Origin of the sequence: Rubrivivax albus (genome assembly GCF_004016515.1) — a bacterium.
GTDB classification, from domain to species: Bacteria; Pseudomonadota; Gammaproteobacteria; order Burkholderiales; family Burkholderiaceae_C; genus Rubrivivax; species Rubrivivax albus.
Map to the genome: position 1 here is coordinate 449,542 of NZ_SACT01000003.1, position 14,581 is coordinate 464,122.

Consider the following 14,581-nt stretch of genomic DNA (forward strand, 5'->3'; position numbering starts at 1 on the left):
CTGGTGGCGCCTCAGCGAGCCGGCTTCACCTCGAAGGCCAGCGTCACGAAGCGGCTGTCCCAGCGGTCGGACCCGTCGGGCGCCGGGCGCAGTTCGGTGCCGCGCAGCAGCCAGCGGCCGGCCGCCGGCAGGCGCAGTGCCAGGCGGCCTTCGGCGTCGGTGCGGCGCCAGACGCCGACGCCGCTGCCGTCGCCCACCAGCTGCAGCGGCTGGCCGGCCAGCGGCTGGCCGTCGCGCAGCAGCTGGAAACGCACGCTGTCGCCGGCGCGCAGCGGGCGGCGCGCCGCGTCCACGCGCAGGTCCAGGCCGAGCGCCGGCAAGGCCGGCGTGGCCACGGCCGCCGTGTCGCCCTCGCCATCGAGCTCGATGCGCGCGTGCTTGACGTAGGTCTCCTGCCACCGCACGCCGCGCGCCTTCAGGGCCGCCCAGCGTTCACGGACCGCCGGCAGCGCCTGCACCTCGTCGAGGTAGATGTCCACCGTCGGGTCGTCGATGTCGATGTCGATGGGCACCAGGCGCGCCCAGCAGCTGACCGACACCACCGGCGACACCGGCCGCCCGGTGCGCAGGGCCAGCACCGGGGGCGCATTCACCGCGCTGTCGAACCACTGCCGGATGCCGTCCAGCGACAGCTCCACGCCGTCACGCAGCGGCTTCTCGCGCACGCCATCGCCCACGCAGCCGCTGTCGGCCAGCTGCTGCGGCGCGACGGCCACCTCGTAGCGCGGGTAGGCCGTGCCGGTGCCCAGCGCCAGCACCAGCTGCCCGCGCGGCGTGGGCGGCAGCGGCGTGAACCAGGAGTCGTGGGCCGCGGCCGACGTCACCGTGGCCGCGCAGAGCCAGGCCAGCGCGATCCGCCGCATCAGAAGCGCGCCTGCAGCGTCAGCCGCAGCGTGCGCGGCTCCGCCGGGTGCACGTGGCGGTCTTCGACCGGTGCGGCCTCGCCGGGCAGCTGGGATTCGTAGAAGTACTGGATGTCGTTGACGTCGCGGTCGAGCAGGTTGAAGACGTCCAGCGTCAGCGCCACGCGCTCGCCGAAGGCGCGTGTGAGCCGCAGGTTCATGGTGGACGCCGGACGCGAGCGCACGCTGTCGTCCTCGATCAGCGCGCCACTGCCCAGGTAACGCCACTGCAGGCTGGCGGTCCAGCCCTGCACGTCCTTGACCGTGGCCGCGACGGAGGCCACGGTGTCCACCGCGTTGGGGATGCGGCTGCCGTCGTCGAAGCGTCCGCGGCTGAGCGCGAGGTCGGCGTCGAACAGGAACCACGGCACGGGCACCCAGCGGTTGTTCCACTCGATGCCGCGCCGGCGGCTGCCGGCGCTGGCTTCGGTGGCGCCGGCGTCACCCACGTAGACCAGCTCGGAATCGGAGCGCAGCGTCCACAGTGCCACCGAGGTCTGCAGGCCCGGCAGCGCCTGCGTGCGCCAGCCGATCTCGGCGCCGGTCACCGGCACCAGCGGCGGCACGCGGTCCACCGGGTCTCCGGTCTTCGGGTCCAGCGTGGCCGTCATGCCGCGCGCGTCGTTGCTGTGGAAGCCGCGGCCGGCGTTGACGAAGAACTCGTGCTTGGGGTGCGGCAGCCAGATGAGCGCCGCCTTCGGCGACAGCAGGCTGTCGCTGGCCTTGCCGCCGTTGGCCGGCAGCGTGAGCGCGTCGACGTTCGCGCGCAGGTGGTCGGCGCGCAGGCCCACCACCGCCCGCCACTGCGGCGTGAACTCCACGGCGGTGGTGCCGAAGACACCCAGCTGGTGCAGGCGGATGCGGTCCTCGCGCACGGTGGCGGTGACGCGGCGCGCCGCACTGTCGTAGAGGCCGTTGCGGATGCGGTCGTGCCGCCACTGCACGCCGAAGGCCGAACGCGCCGGCAGCTCGCCGAGGTCGTGGTTGAAGGTGTGGGTCAGCTCGGCGCCGGCCACGGTGCGGCGGTCGGCCTGCCTGAACTGGTCGCCATCGGCCGGGCGCTCCAGCGCATAGGTGAAGTTCGAATACAGGTCGAGTTCGTAGCCGACGAGGTAGGCCGCCGCCGTGGTGCGCCCGCGCGCGGTGTCCACGTGCCAGTCGCCGGACAGCGACTGCCGGCGCGAATGGCCGCCGGTGGTGGGGTCCAGGCTGTCGTAGCGGCCGAAGCCCGAACCGGGCACCAGCAGGCGTTCGGGGATCTGGTCTGTGGCCGTCCACTGCGCGTCATAGGCCATCGCCAGCACACTCCAGCCGTTGCTGCGCTTGCCGCCGCTGAGCTGCAGCACGCCGTTGCGCTTGCGCAGGTCCTGCGGCACGGTCCAGGGGCCATCGGTGTCCAGCGCCTCCACGGCGCCCAGCAGCACGGTGTCGGGCGCCACGTCCATCGACGCGCCGAGCACGCCGCGGCGGTAGCCGTGGTCCCCGAAGGTGACCTGCCCGAAGGGCGCGGCCACGCGCGGCAGCAGGTGGATGTCCACCGAGCCGGCGGCGGCGAAGTCGCCCACGCGCGCGTCGTAGGGCCCCTTGCGGTAGTCCATGCGCGAGACCAGCTCGGGGATCAGCGGGTTCAGGTCGGTGTAGCCCTGGCCGTGGCCGTGCGACGGCAGGTTCAGCGGCATGCCGGCCAGCGTGGTGGCGAAGTCGGTGCCGTGGTCGAGGTTGAAGCCGCGCAGGAAGTACTGGTTGGCCTTGCCGTCGCCCGAGTGCTGGGTGACGATGACGCCGGGCACGAACTCCAGCACCTCGCCCGGGCGCTGCGCCGGGCGGCTTTCGAGCAGCGCGCGGTTGATGGTGCCGGCCGACGCCGCGTCCTGCGTGCCGACGGCGTTGTCGTAGTGGCCCTGGATGACGATGGTCTGCGGCGCGGCGGTGACCGGGCCGCCGTGGTTGGCCAGCGCGGGGGTGACGCAGGCCGCGGCCCACGCCGCGGCCCACGCCGGAACGGCGAGCGGATGACGTTTCATGGGGTTCCTTTACGCCGCGCCGCGGCAGGTGGATGCAATGGCAGCTTCCAGCGCATCGACGAAGGTCTTCGCCACCGGGAAACCGGTCTGCTCGGTGATCTCCGCGAAGCAGGTGGGGCTGGTGACGTTGATTTCGGTGAGCCGGCTGCCGATGACGTCCAGCCCCACCAGCAGCAGCCCGCGCGCGGCCAGCACCGGGCCCAGGGCCTCGGCGATGCGGCGGTCGTCGTCGGACAGCGGCCGCGCCACGCCCTTGCCGCCGGCGGCCAGGTTGCCGCGGATCTCGCTGCCCTGCGGGATGCGCGCCAGGCAGTAGGGCACCGGCACGCCGCCGATGAGCAGGATGCGCTTGTCTCCGTCGGCGATCTCCGGCAGGTACTTCTGCACCATCACGCTGGTGGCGCCGCCCTGGTTGAGCGTCTCCATGATGCTGCCCAGGTTCAGGCCGTCGGGCCCGACGCGGAAGATGCCCATGCCGCCCATGCCGTCCAGCGGCTTGAGGATGATGTCGTGGTGCGCGGCGTGGAAGCGGCGGATGTCGGCCGGGTCCCGCGTGACCAGGGTCTCGCCGATGTGCTCGGGGAACTCCAGGATGGCCAGCTTCTCCGGGTGCTCGCGCAGCGCGCTGGGACGGTTGAAGACGCGCGCGCCTTCCCGTTCGGCCTGGCTGAGCAGGTGGGTGGCGTAGAAGTATTCGCTGTCAAAGGGCGGGTCCTTGCGCATCAGCACGGCGTCCACGTCCTTCAGCGGCTGCGGGCGCTCGTCGGGCGCCTGCTGCGCGGCGCTGAACCAGTCGGCGCCGGTCCTGCCGGTGAGCGTGATGTCGCGCACGAAGCCGGTGACCGGCTCGCCGCGCTGCCAGCGCAGGTCCTGCGGTGTGCAGGCCATCAGCGTGTGGCCGCGGGCGGCGGCCTCGCGCATCATGGCGAAGGTGCTGTCCTTGTAGGGCTTGAAGGACTCCAGCGGGTCGGCGACGAAGAGCAGTTTCATGCGGGTGCGGCGGGTTTGCGCCAGTGTTGCACAGCCAGCGCCAGCGCGCCGGCGACCACGCCCCAGAAGGCGCTGCCCACGCCCCACAGCACCAGGCCCGACGCGGTGACCAGGAACGTGATCAGCGCCGCCTCGCGCGCGCCGTCGTCCTTCATCGCCACGGCCAGGCCGCCGCCGATGGTGCCCAGCAGCGCGAAGCCGGCCACGGCCAGCACCAGCGCCTTCGGGAAGGCGGCGATCAGGCCCACGACCGCACCGCCGAGCAGGCCGAGCACGCCGTAGAACACGCCGGCCATCACCGCGGCGGTGTAGCGCCGCTGCGGGTCGTCATGCGCCTCGCGGCCCATGCAGATGGCCGCGGTGATGGCGGCCAGGTTGATGGCGTAGCCGCCAAACGGCGCCAGCAGCAGCGTGGTCACGCCGGTGGCGGTGATCACCGGCGAGATTGGCGTGTCGTAGCCGGCGGCGCGCTGCGCGGCCACGCCGGGCAGGTTCTGCGAGGCCATGGTGACGATGAACAGCGGCAGCGCCAGGCTGACGAAGGCGGGCCCGGTGAACGACGGCATCGTGAACACCGGCGCCGCCCAGGCCCAATCCACGCCACCGAGCTGCAGCCGGCCCTGCCCGGCGGCGACCAGCGCGCCCAACGCCAGCACGCCGGGCACGGCATAACGCGGCCACCACCGGCGGCCCAGCAGGTAGGCGGCAAACATCGGCGCCACCAGGCCGAATTCCGGGCCCAGCTGCAGGAAGGCGTCGATGGCGAAGCGCGCCAGCACGCCGGCCAGCAGCGCCGCCGCCAGCGCCTGCGGGATGCGGTTCATGACACGTTCGAACCCGCCGCTCGCCCCGGCCACGGTGATCAGCACCGCACAGGCGATGAAGGCACCCGTGGCTTCGGCCATGGTGAAGCCGCCACCGCTGGTGGCCAGAAGTGCCGCGCCGGGGGTGGACCAGGCTGTGAGCACCGGCTGCCGGTAGCGCAGGCTCAGCCCGATGCTGGTGACCGCCATGCCCAGGCCCAGGGCCCACATCCACGAGATGGCCTGCGCCGGCGTGGCGCCGAAGGCGGCGGCGGCCTGGAACACGATGACCACCGAGCTGGTGAACCCCACCAGCACGGCGACGAAGCCGGCGACGACGGCGGAGATCGACAGGTCTCTCGCCAGGTGGCGCAGGGCCGTGAGCACGCCGATCAACCGCTCAGCCGAGCAGCGTCGCGAGTTCGCCGCTGTCGATCAGCCGGCCCAGGTCGTCCGCGCCACCAACCAGCACGCCCTTGACGAAGACCATCGGGAAGGTAGGCCAGCCGGTCCACAGCTTCAGCGCGTTGCGGCGCCGCCAGTCGGTCAGGTAGCCGCCGTAGTCCAGGTCGTGGTGGGCTACACCGGCGGCGTCCAGGCGGCGGCGGGCGCGGCGCACGAAAGGGTTGCCTCGCATGCCGACCACGACCACGGCGTGCGCCGAGCAGGCGGCCTCGACCTCGGCGACGATCTCCCGGTGCAGGCTGGCCACATGGGCACGGATGGCCGGATGCAGGCGTGCTGCGGGCAGCAGGGGGCGGGTGTCGTCCATCAGATCTGTACCTTGGTGCCCAGCTCGACCACGCGGTTGGGCGGCAGCGAGAGGAAGTCGGCCGCGGCCGACGCGTTGCGGTGCAGCGCGGCGAAGAGTTTCTCGCGCCACAGCGACATGCCGCCGCCCAGGCGCGGGTCCACCACGTCGCGGCTGAGGAAGTAGCTGGTGTCCATCTCCGGCAGCGGTACGCCACGGCCCTCCAGCAGCTTCAGCGCCTGCGGCACGTCGGGGTCGTTCTTGAAGCCGAAGTGCAGCGTCACCTGCCAGCAGTCGCGGCCCAGCGGCTGCATCTCCACACGCTTGTCGAAACCGACCCACGGCACCTCGTGGTGCCGCACGCTGACGAACAGGTTGTACTCGTGCAGCACCTTGTTGTGCTTGAGGTTGTGCAGCAGCGCGTTGGGCACCAGGCCCTCCTCGGCGGCCAGGAACACCGCCGTGCCGGCCACGCGCTGGGGCGGGCTGACGAACACCGCGTCCAGGAACACGTCGAGCGCCAGCGCCTCCTGGCGCAGCTGCTCGCTCATCAGCCGCCGGCCCTTGGCCCATGTGAGCATCAGCGTGAACATGCCGATGCCGATGACCAGCGGGAACCAGCCGCCGGCCAGCAGCTTCAGCGCATTGGACGCGAAGAACAGCACGTCGACGACGAAGAACACCCCGGTGGCGCCGAGGCACAGCCACAGCGGGTACTTCCAGCCGTAGCGCAGCACGAAGAAGGTCATCACCGTGGTGATGGTCATGTCCAGCGTGACCGCGATGCCGTAGGCCGCGGCCAGCGCCGACGACGACTTGAACAGCGCCACCGCCAGCACCACGAAGACGAACAGGCCCCAGTTGACCATCGGCACGTAGATCTGGCCGGTGTCACGCACCGAGGTGTGCAGGACGCGCATGCGCGGCAGCAGGCCCAGCTGGATCGCCTGCTTGGTGACCGAGAAGGCGGCCGTGATCAGCGCCTGCGACGCGATGACGGTGGCTGCGGTGGCCAGGAACACCAGCGGCAGCCGGGCCCAGGCCGGCGCCATCAGGTAGAACGGATTCTCGACCGCGTCGGGCTGCGCCAGCAGCAGCGCGCCCTGGCCGAAGTAGTTGACCACCAGCGCTGGCATCACGATGGCGTACCAGGCCACGCGGATGGGCAGCTTGCCGAAGTGGCCGAGGTCGGCATAGAGGGCCTCGCCGCCGGTGACCACCAGCACCACCGCCCCCAGCGCGATGAAGGCCGTGCCCGGGTGTGCGGCGATGAAACCCAGCGCCTGCAGCGGGTTCAGCGCCGCCAGCACCGCAGGGTTGGCCAGCACCTGCGGCAGGCCCAGGCTCGCGAGCACCGCGAACCACACCAGCGTGATGGGCCCAAAGGCGCGGCCAATGCCGCCGGTGCCGAAGCGCTGCACCGCGAACAGCGCGGTCAGCACGAGCAGCGTGATCGGCAGCACGGCGTCGTGCAGGGCCGGGTTGGCCACCGCCACCTCCAGGCCCTCGACGGCCGAGAGCACGCTGATGGCCGGCGTGATGACGCCGTCGCCGTAGAACACCGCGGTGCCGAACATGCCCACCACCAGCAGCGTGCGCCGCAGCGCCGGCCGGTCGGCCACGGCCTTGGTGGCCAGCGCCAGCATGGCGATCAGGCCGCCCTCGCCGTGGTTGTCGGCGCGCAGGATCAGCAGCACGTACTTCAGCGAGACGATCACCGTGATCGTCCAGAAGATCAGCGACAGCACGCCCAGCACGTTGGCCGGCGTGACGTCCACGTGGCCGGCGTGGAAGACCTCCTTGAGCGCATACAGCGGGCTGGTGCCGATGTCGCCGTAGACGACACCCAGCGCGGCCAGCGTCAGCGCGGCCAGGGCCTTCGGGGTGCGGGGGGAGGATGCTGCAGTCAAGACGCCGGGACGGCGCCTTGCGCGCGGTCAAGCCGGGAGGAGGCGGATGTTACGCCGGCCCTTGTGCACCGCACAAGGGCCGGCGATCCGCGACTCAGCCGCGGCGGCGACGCAGCGTGCCGGCCACGCCCAGAGCCAGTGCGGCCAGCGCCAGGCTGCCCGGCTCCGGCACCGCGGAAGACTCGATGCGCAGCGTGAACTGGTCACCGTCGAAGCCGGTGGGGTCGACGAAGAAGGTCAGGTTGAACTTGGCCAGGTCGTCGATGCTGTCGGCGCCGGCCAGGCAGGCCGTACCCGCCCCGACGTCGGCGCAGCTCTGCAGCCCACCGGCGGACAGCGCGATCAGCAGCGCGTCCAGGCTGTCGTAGGCGATGCCGTCGTGGCCATAGGCCAGCGTGGCCACCGAACCATCGCCCAGGATCTCGCGGTTCTGCACCCAGCTGCCGTCGGCCAGCTGGTGGGCCACCAGCACGTCGTCGGTGTCGGCATTGCCGTCGCTGTCGTAGAAGAAGCCCAGCGGCAGCTCGCCGTACGACAGCATGGGGCCGAACAGCGACGCGTAGTCGCCGAACAGGCCGGTCGACACGAAACGGTCCTCGCCGGTGAAGGCCATGTCGAAGCCGGCGCGGGCCTGCGAGAAGTAGCCGGTGATCGTGTGCACGTCGTCGATGTCGCCGAACAGCCCGTTGGCGAACAGCGCGCTGAACTGGCTGTTGTTGGGCTCGCGGCCATCGAAGCTCTGCTTGAAGCTCAGGCCATCCCCGATGCCCGAACCGACGAACCCCGTGCCGACACCGGTGCCCAGGCTGACCTGGAAGCTGCCCAGGCGGCCGTCGGTCGCGTTGCCGAAGGCAGTGAAGAACTTGTAGAGGCCGTCGTTGCCGGCGGTCGAGAAGGTGCCGTCCGGGTTCAGGTTGAACACGAGGTCGGTGGCCTCATGGCCGGTGCGCTGGAACTTCAGGCGCTTGCCGCTCTGCTTCGCGCTGTTGCAACTGGCCGGCGAGTTGGCCATCACGCAGTTGTAGACGTCGCCATTGGACGGCGGTACGCCGGGCGCCGCATCGTTGACGATCTTCAGCCCCGGCGTGTCCGACTCGCTGCCGTCGAAGACCACCTTGCCACTGCTGCGGGCACCGGCTTCACCCGGCGCGCGGTCGTAGATGACGCTCTCGCCGGCCACGCCGTTGATGGCCGTGCTCACGGCCACGTTGTCGGTGTTCCAGCCCGTGATCACCGGGGCCGCCTGCAGCCCGGTGCCCGACAACACCAGGGCCGCCGCGACGGCCACACCCTTCTTGCTCCACATGGGTTCGCTCCGTTTCCGGTGCTGCATCGCGGCCTGGCCCTCCCAGCCCTGCGTGCACCACTCGAAGCGAAATATTCCCTACGGGGCAGGGTACCAGAACCCCGTGACTGAGTGTTTCAAGGGCAACGCCGGAGGCAAATTGATCCACCTCAAAGCGGGCCTCAGCCCGCGCCGCCGTGCGGCAACGGGCTCATTCGTAGATTTCGGCGTTCGGGTCCGTGGCTTCCAGTTCGTAGGCCGCGGCCAGCATGGCCAGGCGGCCGATGACGCCGTACATGTAGAAGCGGTTGGGCGCGCTGGCGCCGGGCTTCTCGCCCGGGCGCGGCAGCTGCGGGCTGGGCTCGAAGGCCAGCGGCACGAAGCCGGCCCCGGGCGAGTTGAGGTTCTCGTCCACCCCGCGCTCGGCGTGCACGCGGTAGAAGCCGCCGACCACGTAGCGGTCGATCATGTAGACCACCGGCTCGGCCACGGCCGCATTGACCTGCTCGTGCGTGACCACGCCTTCCTGGATGATGACCTCGGTGACCGCCTGGCCGTCCTTGACCACGCTCATCTTGTTGCGCGTGCGGCGGTTGATGTCCTCGAGCTCCTTCGGGTCGCGCACGGTCATGATGCCCATGCCGTAGGTGCCGTTGTCGGCCTTGACGACGACGAAGGGCTTCTCGTTGATGCCGTATTCCTTGTACTTGCGGCGGATCTTCGTCAGCAGCGCGTCGACGTTGCCCTGCACGCATTCCAGCCCGCCGGGCTCGGAGAAGCTGACCTGGCCGCACTGGGCGTACATCGGATTGATCAGCCACGGGTCCATGCCCAGCAGCTTGGCGAACTTCTTGGCCACCTCCTCGTAGCTCTTGAAGTGCAGGCTCTTGCGGCGCACCGTCCAGCCGGCGTGCAGCGGCGGCAGCAGGTATTGCTCGTGCAGGTTCTGCAGCACCTCGGGCGTGCCGGCCGACAGGTCGTTGTTGAGCAGGATGGTGCAGGGATCGAAGTCCTTGAGCCCCAGGCGGCCGCGGGTGCGCAGCAGCGGCTCCAGCGTCAGCTCGCTGCCGTCGGGCAGCGGCAGCTGCGTCGGCGCCGTCACCTCCGGGTCCAGCGCACCCAGGCGCACGTTCAGGCCGGCCAGCGTGAAGATCTGCATCAGGCGCTGCACGTTGGTCAGGTAGAACGTGTTGCGCGTGTGCTTCTCGGGGATCAGCAGCAGGTTCTTCGCCTCGGGGCAGATCTTCTCGATCGCCGCCATCGCCGCCTGCACCGCCAGCGGCAGCATCTCGGGCGTGAGGTTGTTGAAACCGCCGGGGAACAGGTTGGTGTCCACCGGTGCCAGCTTGAAGCCGGCGTTGCGCAGGTCCACCGAGCAGTAGAACGGCGGCGTGTGCTCCATCCATTCCAGCCGGAACCAGCGTTCGATGGCCGGCATCGACTCGAGGATGCGCTGCTCGAGTTCGTTGATGGGGCCGGTCAACGCGGTGATGAGGTGGGGGACCATGGCGGGCAGCGGCGGTGCAGGGGAAGGCGATTGTAGGAACGCGCCAGGGCGCCCGCACATCCCGTGCAGGGCGCCCCGGCGCGACATCGGCGGGCCGGCCTGTCGACCTGGCAGTCGTGGCCGATCAGCGCGCGGCCACCGTGTGCGACAGCGCCTCCAGGCCCGCCAGGCGGATCGACTCGGCCTGCGCCGGCATCACCAGCGGTGCCGGGCCTTCGCCGTGGCCGACCACGCCCAGGCGCAGCGCCTCGCGGGCTTCGGCCGCGACCTGGGCGCGGGTCTTGACGGAGACGAAGACGCCATGATCGACCGACGCTTCGCCACGCTCGATGGTGCCGGCCTTCAGCGCGGCCACGGCCTCGGCGCGCACGGCGTCGCGGGAGGCGGTGGAGGTCACGGCGGCAAAGCCGTCGGGCGTGGCTTCCTGCGCGAAGGCCGGCGACGCGAAGGCGGCGGCCACGGCAACGAGGGCGGTCAGGGTGGTGAGCTTGGCGTTCATGGTGCGGTTCCTTTCAGTGCTTGACAGTGGCTTTGTGGTGTCGGGGGCGGGCGTCGTCCCTGGCATGTCCGTCACTGTAGAAACCGCATCCGGCGCCAGCCGAACGGGGAGATGACAGTTTCGTCATCTGCGTCGGCCTGGGGCCAACGGCGAACCCATGCCGCCAAATCCAGGTGTTCGCACGGTGGACAACGCGGCGTTGGTCTGCCTAGATTCGTCCGGCAGCCCCGCATCCCGCGGGAGCCCTTGTTTCGGGAGTCACCCATGAAGTCGCCCATCTCGTTTCGCCTTGGCCGGCGGCTGGCGGGCGCGGCCGCGGCCGCGGTTGCCGCCTGGTCGTGCAGCCTGCCGGCGCAGGCCCGGACGTTCGACTTCCAGACCGGCAACGCGCCCATCGACGTGATCATCCCGGCCGTCGTGCCGAGCATCTTCGCCGCCGTGGCCCCCAGCGACGCGCCGCTGGTGCTGCGCACCACGACCCTGCTGACCAATGCCTGGTTCGACGCGCTGGCGCCCTACCACGCCACGGCCGTGGGCGTGTACTCGCGTCTGCCGCGCCGGCCAGCGGATGAAGGGGTCGACGATCGCAACCGAAACGTCGCCATCTTCTACGCCGCCTTGCCGGTGCTGGAGAGCCTGTACCCGGCCGAGAAGGCCCGCTGGGCTGCGCTGCTGCAGTCGGTGGGGCTGGACCCTGCGCTGCAGTCCGACGATCTGAGCACGCCCGAAGGCATCGGTCGTGCCGCCGGCCTGGCGGTGGTGCGCGTGCGCGAGGCCGACGGCATGAACCAGCTCGGCGATGCCGGCGGCCGCCAGTTCAATCGCGTGCCCTACGCCGACACCACCGGCTACGCGCCGGTGAACACCGCCGACGCGCTGAAGGACCCGTCGCGCTGGCAGCCGGCGGTCGTCTCGCGGGGCAACGGCATCTTCACCGACCAGCGCTTCGTCACGCCGCAGTGGGCGCAGACCCTGCCCTACAGCCTGCCGCCGCGGCGCCCCTTTGTCGTGCGGCCACCGGTGGACAGCAACCCCAAGGGCCCCGGCGGGCTGGCGCGCTACAAGGCCCAGGCCGATACGGTGCTGGCGGCGTCCGCCCAGTTGACCGACGCACAGAAGATGACGGCCGAGCTGTTCAACAACAAGATCGAGAGCCTGGGCTTCGTGGCCCTGTTCCTGTCGGTCTCGCAGGGCTGGTCGGTCGAGCGTTTCGTGCAGTACGACTTCCTGGTCAACCTGGCCGCGTTCGATGGCGGCATCACGATGTGGCGCAACAAGGCGCGCTACGACGCCGTGCGGCCGTTCTCGGCCATCCGCTACCTGTACGGCGACAACCCGGTGACGGCATGGGGCGGGCCCGGCCGTGGCACGGTGGAGATCCCGGCGTCGCAGTGGCAGGCCTACCTGGGCGTGGCCGACCACCCGGAATACCCGTCCGGATCCACCTGCTTCTGCGCCGCGCACGCGCAGGCCAGCCGGCGCTACCTGGGCACGGACACACTGGGCTGGGTGGTGCCCTACGCGCGCGGCTCCTCCCGCGTGGAGCCTGGCATCACACCAACGGCAGACCTGCAGCTGAGCTTTCCCACGTGGTCGCAGTTCGAGACCGACTGTGGGCAGAGCCGGCTCTGGGGCGGGGTGCACTTCCAGGCCGCCATCGACGCGGCCGTGCCGGTGTGCCGGCGGGTGGGCGATCTGGCGTACGACTTCCTGACCCGGCACATCGACGGCACGGCGCCGGCGCCGGCACGCGTCGACAGGCGCTGAGGCCGGGCCCGGCAGCGAGCTGCGAAGGGTCCGTCCGGCGGCCCCGGCGGCCGGCCAGCGGCACGTGGTTGCAGGAACGCGCCGGGGCGCCCGCACATCCCGTGCAGGGCGCCCCGGCGCGACTTCGGCGGGCCGGCCTGTCGACCGGGCAGCCGTGGCCGATCAGCGTGCGGCCACCGTGTGCGACAGCGCCTCCAGGCCAGCCAGGCGGATCGATTCGGCCTGTGCCGGCGTCACCAGCGGCGCCGGGCCTTCGCCGTGGCCGACGACGCCCAGGCGCAGCGCCTCGCGGGCTTCGGCCGCCACCTGCAGGCGGCTCTTGGTGGACACGAACACGCTGCGCTCGACCGAGGCTTCACCCCGCTCGATGGTGCCGGCCTTCAGGGCGGCCACGGCATCGGCGCGCACGGCGTCCCGCGAGGCGGTAGAGGTCACCGCGGCAAAGCCGTCGGGCGAGGCTTCCTGCGCGAAGGCCGGCGACGCGAAGGCGGCGGCCACGGCAACGAGGGCGGTCAGGGTGGTGAGCTTGGCGTTCATGGTGCGGTTCCTTTCAGTGCTTGACAGTGGCTTCGTGGTGTCGGGGGCGGGCGTCGTCCCTGGCATGTCCGTCACTGTAGAAACCGCATCCGGCGCTTGCCGAACGGGGAGATGACAGTTTCGTCATCTTCCGCCGGCCATGAAAAAGGCCGCCCTAAGGCGGCCTTGGATCACGCGGGAGGCCGCGATCAGTTGTGGTACGCGGTCTCGCCGTGCGAGGTGATGTCCAGGCCCTCGCGCTCGGCTTCTTCCGTCACGCGCAGGCCCACCACCATGTCGGTGATCTTGTAGGCGATGAAGGCCACGACCGCCGACCAGACGATGGTGATGATCACGCCCTCGGCCTGCAGCAGGACCTGGCTGCCGATGGAGAAGTCGTCGCCACCGGTGCCGCCCAGGCCGGGCGCGGTGAACACGCCGGTCAGGATGGCGCCGAGGATGCCGCCCACGCCGTGCACGCCGAACACGTCCAGCGAGTCGTCGGCACCGAGCATGCGCTTGAGGCCGTTGACGCCCCACAGGCAGACGAAGCCCGCCAGCGCGCCGATCACGATGCCGCCCATCGGGCCCACCGAACCGCAGGCCGGGGTGATGGCGACCAGGCCGGCGACGGCGCCGGACGCAGCGCCCAGCATCGAGGCCTTGCCCTTCATCAGCGCCTCGCCCACGCACCAGGCCAGCACGGCGGCGGCGGTGGCGAACAGCGTGTTGATGAAGGCCAGCGCGGCACCACCCGTGGCTTCCAGGTTGGAGCCGGCGTTGAAGCCGAACCAGCCCACCCACAGCATGCAGGCGCCCACCATCGTCAGCACCAGGCTGTGCGGCGACATGTTCTCCTTGCCGTAGCCCACGCGCTTGCCCAGCACGTAGGCGCCCACCAGGCCGGCCACACCGGCGTTGATGTGCACCACGGTGCCGCCGGCGAAGTCCAGCGCGCCCTTGTCGAGCAGGTAGCCGCCGGTGCCCCAGACCATGTGCGCGATCGGCAGGTAGCAGAAGGTGAACCAGATCACCGAGAACAGCAGCACGGCGCTGAACTTGATGCGCTCGGCGAAGCTGCCGACGATCAGCGCGCAGGTGATGCCCGCGAAGGTGGCCTGGAACGCGATGAACACGTACTCGGGCAGCTTCACGTCGTCGCTGAAGGTGTCGGCCAGGCTGTCCACCGTCACGCCGGACAGGAACAGCTTGTCCAGCCCCGCGATGATCAGGCCCTCGCCGCCGAAGGCGAGGCTGTAGCCGTAGACGGCCCACAGCACGCCGATCAGCGAGAACACCACGAGCACCTGCATCAGCACCGACAGCATGTTCTTGCTGCGCACCAGGCCGCCGTAGAACAGCGCCAGGCCGGGCACGGCCATGAAGATGACGAGCAGCGTGGCCGTCATCATCCAGGCCACGTCGCCCTTGTGCACCATCGGTGCCGGTGCCGCCGCCTCGGCGGCCGGCGCCGCGGCTTCGGCAGCCGGAGCCGCGGTGGTCATCGCTTCCGCGGCCGAGGCCGCTTCCTGGGCGAACGCGCCCGTGGACAGGCCAAGCGCCGAGACGGCGAGGGCCAGCATCAGGAGGATCTTTCGCATGGTTGTCTTCTCTTGTGGGGCGGCCG

Annotated in this window: 12 protein-coding genes; 1 reads left to right on the forward strand and 11 read right to left on the reverse strand. The window is 70.9% G+C overall.

Features of this window, described 5'->3' with window-relative positions; translation table 11 throughout:
* Positions 1 to 11: 11 nt before the first annotated feature.
* The 9 genes from ENE75_RS12745 to ENE75_RS12785 all read right to left on the reverse strand — a co-directional run bounded on the left by ENE75_RS12745 (position 12) and on the right by ENE75_RS12785 (position 10,671).
* Positions 12 to 863: a DUF4198 domain-containing protein gene (locus ENE75_RS12745; protein WP_128198676.1), complete on the reverse strand. Its 852-nt coding sequence runs from the start codon at positions 861 to 863 to the stop codon at positions 12 to 14.
* The gene (locus ENE75_RS12750; RefSeq protein ID WP_128198677.1) at positions 863 to 2,926 is read right to left on the reverse strand and encodes a TonB-dependent receptor; all 2,064 of its coding nucleotides are present in this window, start codon (positions 2,924 to 2,926) and stop codon (positions 863 to 865) included. The genes ENE75_RS12745 and ENE75_RS12750 overlap by 1 nt, the downstream gene beginning before the upstream one ends.
* 9 nt (positions 2,927 to 2,935) lie before the next feature.
* Complete coding sequence (gene gshB, locus ENE75_RS12755; protein ID WP_128198678.1) at positions 2,936 to 3,916, reverse strand: glutathione synthase; 981 nt, start codon at positions 3,914 to 3,916, stop codon at positions 2,936 to 2,938.
* Positions 3,913 to 5,106 (reverse strand): benzoate/H(+) symporter BenE family transporter, encoded by a 1,194-nt coding sequence (locus ENE75_RS12760; protein WP_233259046.1) that lies wholly within the window; start codon positions 5,104 to 5,106, stop codon positions 3,913 to 3,915. Before ENE75_RS12760 ends, gshB begins: the two co-directional genes overlap by 4 nt.
* A 13-nt stretch (positions 5,107 to 5,119) precedes the next feature.
* The gene (locus tag ENE75_RS12765; protein ID WP_128198679.1) at positions 5,120 to 5,491 is read right to left on the reverse strand and encodes a glutaredoxin domain-containing protein; all 372 of its coding nucleotides are present in this window, start codon (positions 5,489 to 5,491) and stop codon (positions 5,120 to 5,122) included.
* Positions 5,491 to 7,380 carry a potassium transporter Kup gene (locus ENE75_RS12770; protein ID WP_128198680.1) on the reverse strand — a complete coding sequence of 630 codons (1,890 nt, stop codon included), beginning with the start codon at positions 7,378 to 7,380 and terminating at the stop codon, positions 5,491 to 5,493. Before ENE75_RS12770 ends, ENE75_RS12765 begins: the two co-directional genes overlap by 1 nt.
* A gap of 94 nt (positions 7,381 to 7,474) precedes the next feature.
* The gene (locus ENE75_RS12775) at positions 7,475 to 8,686 is read right to left on the reverse strand and encodes a choice-of-anchor F family protein (RefSeq protein WP_158288934.1); all 1,212 of its coding nucleotides are present in this window, start codon (positions 8,684 to 8,686) and stop codon (positions 7,475 to 7,477) included.
* 190 nt (positions 8,687 to 8,876) lie between these two features.
* Positions 8,877 to 10,172: a glutamate--cysteine ligase gene (gene gshA, locus ENE75_RS12780; protein ID WP_128198682.1), complete on the reverse strand. Its 1,296-nt coding sequence runs from the start codon at positions 10,170 to 10,172 to the stop codon at positions 8,877 to 8,879.
* Between the two features lie 124 nt (positions 10,173 to 10,296).
* Entirely contained in the window at positions 10,297 to 10,671 is a 375-nt protein-coding gene (locus ENE75_RS12785) for a DUF4148 domain-containing protein (protein ID WP_158288935.1), read from the reverse strand.
* Positions 10,672 to 10,935: 264 nt separating this feature from the next.
* Here ENE75_RS12785 and ENE75_RS12790 point away from each other — a divergent pair, with 264 nt between their 5' ends.
* Entirely contained in the window at positions 10,936 to 12,438 is a 1,503-nt protein-coding gene (locus ENE75_RS12790; RefSeq protein ID WP_128198684.1) for a vanadium-dependent haloperoxidase, read from the forward strand.
* Positions 12,439 to 12,600: 162 nt separating this feature from the next.
* Here ENE75_RS12790 and ENE75_RS12795 read toward each other — a convergent pair whose 3' ends face one another.
* Positions 12,601 to 12,975, reverse strand: a complete 375-nt coding sequence (locus tag ENE75_RS12795) for a DUF4148 domain-containing protein (RefSeq protein ID WP_128198685.1) — start codon at positions 12,973 to 12,975, stop codon at positions 12,601 to 12,603.
* Positions 12,976 to 13,163: 188 nt separating this feature from the next.
* Positions 13,164 to 14,555: an ammonium transporter gene (locus tag ENE75_RS12800; RefSeq protein WP_199232286.1), complete on the reverse strand. Its 1,392-nt coding sequence runs from the start codon at positions 14,553 to 14,555 to the stop codon at positions 13,164 to 13,166.
* Positions 14,556 to 14,581 lie beyond the last annotated feature (26 nt).

What these genes read in the sequence shown, in the direction of transcription:
- ENE75_RS12775 (WP_158288934.1), bottom strand. Translation starts at nt 8,686, where the DNA reads ATGTGGAGCAAGAAGGGTGTGGCCGTCGCGGCGGCCCTGGTGTTGTCG.
- ENE75_RS12765 (WP_128198679.1), bottom strand. Translation starts at nt 5,491, where the DNA reads ATGGACGACACCCGCCCCCTGCTGCCCGCAGCACGCCTGCATCCGGCC.
- gshB (WP_128198678.1), bottom strand. Translation starts at nt 3,916, where the DNA reads ATGAAACTGCTCTTCGTCGCCGACCCGCTGGAGTCCTTCAAGCCCTAC.
- ENE75_RS12750 (WP_128198677.1), bottom strand. Translation starts at nt 2,926, where the DNA reads ATGAAACGTCATCCGCTCGCCGTTCCGGCGTGGGCCGCGGCGTGGGCC.
- ENE75_RS12790 (WP_128198684.1), top strand. Translation starts at nt 10,936, where the DNA reads ATGAAGTCGCCCATCTCGTTTCGCCTTGGCCGGCGGCTGGCGGGCGCG.
- ENE75_RS12800 (WP_199232286.1), bottom strand. Translation starts at nt 14,555, where the DNA reads ATGCGAAAGATCCTCCTGATGCTGGCCCTCGCCGTCTCGGCGCTTGGC.
- ENE75_RS12785 (WP_158288935.1), bottom strand. Translation starts at nt 10,671, where the DNA reads ATGAACGCCAAGCTCACCACCCTGACCGCCCTCGTTGCCGTGGCCGCC.
- gshA (WP_128198682.1), bottom strand. Translation starts at nt 10,172, where the DNA reads ATGGTCCCCCACCTCATCACCGCGTTGACCGGCCCCATCAACGAACTC.
- ENE75_RS12795 (WP_128198685.1), bottom strand. Translation starts at nt 12,975, where the DNA reads ATGAACGCCAAGCTCACCACCCTGACCGCCCTCGTTGCCGTGGCCGCC.
- ENE75_RS12745 (WP_128198676.1), bottom strand. Translation starts at nt 863, where the DNA reads ATGCGGCGGATCGCGCTGGCCTGGCTCTGCGCGGCCACGGTGACGTCG.